The sequence below is a fragment of the Mycobacterium parascrofulaceum ATCC BAA-614 genome (assembly GCF_000164135.1).
GTDB lineage: Bacteria > Actinomycetota > Actinomycetes > Mycobacteriales > Mycobacteriaceae > Mycobacterium > Mycobacterium parascrofulaceum.
Genome location: NZ_GG770553.1, coordinates 1,158,542 through 1,163,528, shown reverse-complemented (window position 1 = coordinate 1,163,528; position 4,987 = coordinate 1,158,542). Strand labels below are relative to the sequence as shown.

Below are 4,987 nucleotides of genomic sequence, written 5' to 3'. Positions count from 1 at the left end.
ACAGGCCGCCGGGGCCGCTCGGCGCACCGCCGCCCGAACCGGGAGACGGGGAGTGCCCGCCACCCAGGCCGCCCGACCCCGCGCCCGGGGGCGTTGCGTGCCCGCCACCGAGGCCACCGAGGCCGCCCTCACCAGGCGGCGTTGAATGCCCGCCACCGAGGCCGCCGAGGCCGCCCTCACCAGGGGGCGTTGAATGCCCGCCGCCGAGACCGCCGGTCCCCGATCCGGGCGGGGGCACATGCCCACCGCCAGAACCACCCGACCCCGGCGCCGGCACATGCCCACCGCCAGAACCGCCCGTGCCCGAGCCGGGCGGCGACGCATGCCCACCGGTGGATCCGCCCGGGCCCGAGCCGGGCGGCGGCACATGCCCACCGGTGGAGCCACCCGGGCCGGAACCCGGCGCCGGCACATGCCCACCGGTGGAGCCACCCGGGGCGGAAGCGGGCGGGGTGGAGCCGTGCCCGGGAGGGGTCTGGTGGGGCGGCGACTGTGGCCGTGTGCCGCCGACTTGCGGCGGCTCCGGAACGTGCACCGGCGGCCGGGGCAGCACCGGCTGTTGGGGCACCACGCGCGGCGGGGCCTGGATGACCGGAGGGGTCACCACGGGGTGGGGAACGGGAACGCGGATGGGCGGCAGGATCACCGGCGCGATCGGGGGGACCACCACCGGAACCGGCACCGCCGGGGGCGGCGCCGCGGGGATGGGAGGCGCCGCGGGTGGCGGTGGGGCCGCCGGCAGCGGGGCGGCGAACTGCGGGATCATCGGTCTGGGCGCCGCCGCCGGCACCGGCGCGCTGAGCTTCGCCGCCGGGGCCGACGCCTCGACGGGCGACGGCGGCTCCTGCGTCGGAACGATGAGGTGCTGGCCGGGGGTGGGCTGCAGGGCGACGGTTCCCGTCGTGCGGATGCCGATCGCCAGCGCGATCTCGAGCGCCAACACCGCGCTGATGCCGGCGACCGCCAACCCGCTGCCGATCAGCAGGGCCGGCCGCCGCCGCTCCTGGCTTTCCTCCGGCATGAACAGCTTTTCGATGACGACGGTGGGCGACTCGGCGTCCTCGTCCGGCACGGCGCTGTAGGCCAGCTCGTCGTCGCCGGGCTCCGGACCGAAGGCGGCGTAGAGGTATTCGGGCAGCGAGTGCTGGTCGACGGCGCCGGTGCCGGGGTCCTGCGCGTAGGCGAGCGCCGCAGTGGAGGAGGCGAACAGCGGCGCGTTGGCCGAGGCCAGCGCGGCACCGCGGGCCAGCGCCGTCTCCGGCTCCTCGGGCACGCTGACCTCGAGGGTGGTCGCGGTCTGCAACGCCGGCTTCAGCGGGACGATGTCGACGCCCGAGCCCACCACGAACACGCCGTCGGGCGCCGCCTCCAGCCGCTCCAGCCCGGCGATCATCCCGCCGAGTTGCGCGGCGGCCTGGTCGTACGACTCGGCGTAGAGCGGTTGCTTGTACACATCGGGGATGGAGCCGTCGGAGGTCTCGACGACCGCCAGCGTCGCGGTGTCGGGCTCGACGAACATCACCGCGGTCCGCTCGTAACCCATTGCGGCACCGACGTTTTGGGCCAGCGCCGTCGCGGCTAGAAAGGCCGACACCAGCATGACGTTCTCGATGCGGTGCGCGGTCAGCGCGTCGTGCAGGGCCGCGGCTTCGAGCTGGTCGGTCCAGGTCACGCCGATGGACGACACCTCGAGGCCGGCGTCGGCCGCACCCTCCTGGGTGCCCAGGATGGCCGCGAGCACCTGGTCGGAGGCGCTCGCGGTGGCCGCCTCGTCCGCGGCGGCGACGTCGAAGACGTCCTCTTCTACCGTGGCACCGTCGGCGTATTCGCCTTCGAGGACGACCATTTGGATCGATGCCGGTGCCATCGACACCCCGAGCACGATATCCAAGACAAACCCCTCCAAAGGTATTGCGAGACGAACCGCGGCCAGGCGGAGGAAAAAACCACGGCTATCTAAGTATCGCGCAGAATGCGGGCCCTAGGGCCCCGCAGAACCTATGTAGTCCTTATGAAGTTCTGATAGGAGCGCGACGGCGTGGGTCCGCGCTGGCCCTGGTACTTCGAGCCAACTTGCGAACTGCCGTAAGGGTGTTCGGCCGGGCTGGTCAACCGCAGGATGCACAGCTGACCGATCTTCATCCCCGGCCACAGCGTGATCGGCAGGTTGGCCACGTTGGACAGCTCCAGCGTGATGTGACCACTGAAGCCGGGGTCGATGAAGCCGGCGGTCGAGTGCGTCAGCAGTCCTAGCCGCCCCAACGACGACTTGCCTTCCAGCCGGCCCGCGAGATGGTCGGGCAACGTGATGAGCTCCAAGGTGGATCCCAGCACGAACTCGCCCGGGTGCAGGACAAATCGTTCTCCTGGGGCGCGTTGCACCAGGGTGGTCAGGTCGTCCTGCTGCTCGGCGGGATCGATGTGGGTGTATCGAGCATTGTTGAACACCCGGAACATGCCATCGAGGCGGACGTCGATGCTGGACGGCTGCACCAGCGCGTCGTCGAAGGGGTCGATGCCCAACCGGCCGGCGGTGATTTCGGCCCTGAGGTCACGATCGGAGAGCAGCACGCGACGAGCCTATCCGCTGCCCGCTTTCGGGTTCAGTCGGCGAGATACATTTCGTCACCCTTGGGGTAGCCGCCCCCAGTCGTGGTGACGTGGACGTGGTCGTAGTGCCCGAGCCGGCTGGGCTGCGCTCCGCCGGGCGTGTAGTAGACGCCGCGCCAGATCGCGTCCTGGATCCGGAACCGTTTCGCGTTCTTCATCACGTACGCGACGATCTCGTTGCCCAGGGCGATGCCTTCGGCGCTTTGCGGGTTGGGGATCATCACGTCGAGCGCCAAGCCGCGCGGGTGCCAGGGCAGCGCGTCCGGCCGCACGCCACCGATTTCGTGGATCTGCGGAAACTTGGCGCTGATGCTGCGGGAGGCCAGGATCGTGCGCACCTGGAGGCCTTGTTCCGGTGCGAGCCCGGCCGGCAGGAACCGGGAACGGGTGTGGTACCTCGACGCCGCCAGGGGGGCGTCCATGCCGTCGCCGCGGGACACGTCCGACGCCAGCACAATCCCCATCGGCTTTGCCGACACGATTTCCGCGCAGCACGGCGAAGTGTCGCCAATAACGGGTTGGAAGGTGTGGCGCGGGACGAAAGGTGAGACATCACCTGCGGCCGCGAAGAACAGGGCAGCCGGGGCCAGTGCCCCTGCCAGGAGCAGCGGTGACTTGCGCCGTTTCCTGGCTAATCTGTGCCGACCCACCCCAGGCACATTACGACAAGATCACGAAAGAATAAACACGAGTGCGGGAATTTGCGGCTGAGAGGCGGTTTGGCAGCCCAAGACATTTCACCGCCGGGTCAAACCGGGCCGTCCGGGCCGTAGCCGGACCCACCCTACCGGCCCGGCGGAACCGCCTTCGGATGCTAGTCTTCGATGCCGACACCGCCGATGTAGTTCAATGGCAGAACATCAGCTTCCCAAGCTGAATACGCGGGTTCGATTCCCGTCATCGGCTCCACATGAAGCGCCGGTATCCACCGTCAGCATGGCCAATGTAGTGCTACGAAGCCAAGATTGCACGCAACATCGACAACATCTCGGAACGCGAGCCGGCGCCGAGCCGGCGGCGGATCCGCGCCACATGGTGTTCGACGGTCTTGGCGGAGATGAACAGCTGACGGCCGATGTCGCGGTACGGCAAGCCCAGCAGGAGCAGCTCGGCGACTTCGCGTTCGCGCGCGGACAACGGTGCGGCCGACGGCGGCTGTCTGGGCGTTTTCGGGGCGTCAGCCCCGGGCTCGTCGTCGGGTGTTTCCTCCACGGCCGCGACCAGCTTGAGATCGCGGGCGAGCTGCAGCATGTCCCCCGATACCCGGGCGTCCGGCGTCTGCAGCGCGGCCTGACCGGCAAGCCGGGTGGCATCCCAGGTCAACCCGAACTGGGCGAGCGAGCGGGCGGCCATGGTCACCTCGTCGGCGTCGACCTGGCCGGCGAGCACCCGCAGCCAGGTCCGGCCGGCGCCCGCCAGCGCGTGGGCGAAGACGCTGTGGGGTGCCGCCGCGGTGAGCGCCTGTCCGTGCGGGGCCACGGATTCGGGTGAACTGGTCAGGATTCCGGCGTGCACCCCGGCCCAGTGCAGCGGCACCGACCACAACACCGGGTTGCCCAGCGACTCCAACAATCCGAATGCCTGATCAAGGGTGTGGCGGAGCCGGGCCACCTGGCGCATCCGTGCCGCGGCGACCCACAGTTCACCCAACGGCAGCAGCGTGAACAAGTCGATGGAGTACTCGGCGAGCACCTCCATGGCCGCATACCAATGCTTGTGTAGCGCGCCGGTGTCGCCGCTGCGGCGTGCGATCGCGGTGCGCAGCGCCGCCGCCCACAGTGCGTCGCGCCGGTGCAGGTCGGTGGCCGCACCCGAGCAGGCGGCGTCGGCATCGGCGCCGGCCGATGCGAGCTGGCCGTCGCGCATCTTCGTCCAGCCGAGCAGCAGCAGGTGTCGGCGCTCGAAGAGCGCGTCGCCGCCGGTGCGGACGGCGCGACCGATGATGCTGCGCGCCCGCACCGGGTCGCCGCCGTGCAGCGCCGCCAGCGTGACCAATGCGGCGGCGCTATCGGGCATGACTTCACCGATCGATCCGCCCACGGCGATCGCCTGGCCCAGCTTCGCCACCGCGACCGGGTAGGGCTCTTTCATGCTCAGCAGCAGACCTTCGGCCAGACCCCGCGCGGCGCGCGCGCCGGCGGTCGGCGGGCCCTCTCCCGGCAGCCGCAACGCCGCGTGTGCCGCCGCCAGGTCCCCCGCCGCGGCCAGCGTGATGGCGCCGGCGGCGCCGACCACCGCGTCCGGGTAGGCGCCCAGCCAGCCGAACAACTCGGCCGCCTGCCCCGCATGGCCGTCGTGGGCGGCCACGCTGGCCGCCACCCGCACCGCGGCGGCGCGTTCGGCGGGATCCGCGGAGGCGAGCAGATCATCGGCCAGG

General features: G+C 70.9%; 4 protein-coding genes and 1 tRNA gene. 1 reads left to right on the top strand and 4 read right to left on the bottom strand.

What is annotated here, in order from left to right; genetic code table 11:
- From HMPREF0591_RS34370 to HMPREF0591_RS05445, 3 genes are all read right to left on the bottom strand, one after another.
- Nucleotides 1–1,867, bottom strand: a 1,867-nt coding sequence (locus tag HMPREF0591_RS34370) for a DUF7159 family protein (protein ID WP_279626954.1), incomplete at its 3' end; no start/stop codon positions are given.
- Between the two features lie 131 nt (nucleotides 1,868–1,998).
- Nucleotides 1,999–2,571 carry a dCTP deaminase gene (dcd, locus tag HMPREF0591_RS05450; protein WP_007167439.1) on the bottom strand — a complete coding sequence of 191 codons (573 nt, stop codon included), beginning with the start codon at nucleotides 2,569–2,571 and terminating at the stop codon, nucleotides 1,999–2,001.
- Between the two features lie 32 nt (nucleotides 2,572–2,603).
- Entirely contained in the window at nucleotides 2,604–3,260 is a 657-nt protein-coding gene (locus HMPREF0591_RS05445) for a VldE C-terminal domain-containing protein (protein ID WP_208857733.1), read from the bottom strand.
- Between the two features lie 185 nt (nucleotides 3,261–3,445).
- On the opposite strand from HMPREF0591_RS05445, the gene HMPREF0591_RS05440 reads away from it, so the two are divergent.
- A tRNA-Gly gene (locus HMPREF0591_RS05440) sits at nucleotides 3,446–3,519 on the top strand.
- A 42-nt stretch (nucleotides 3,520–3,561) separates the two neighbouring features.
- Here HMPREF0591_RS05440 and iniR read toward each other — a convergent pair.
- Nucleotides 3,562–4,987 (bottom strand): isoniazid response ATPase/transcriptional regulator IniR (iniR, locus tag HMPREF0591_RS05435; protein WP_007167437.1); only part of this gene is annotated, 1,426 nt, incomplete at its 5' end.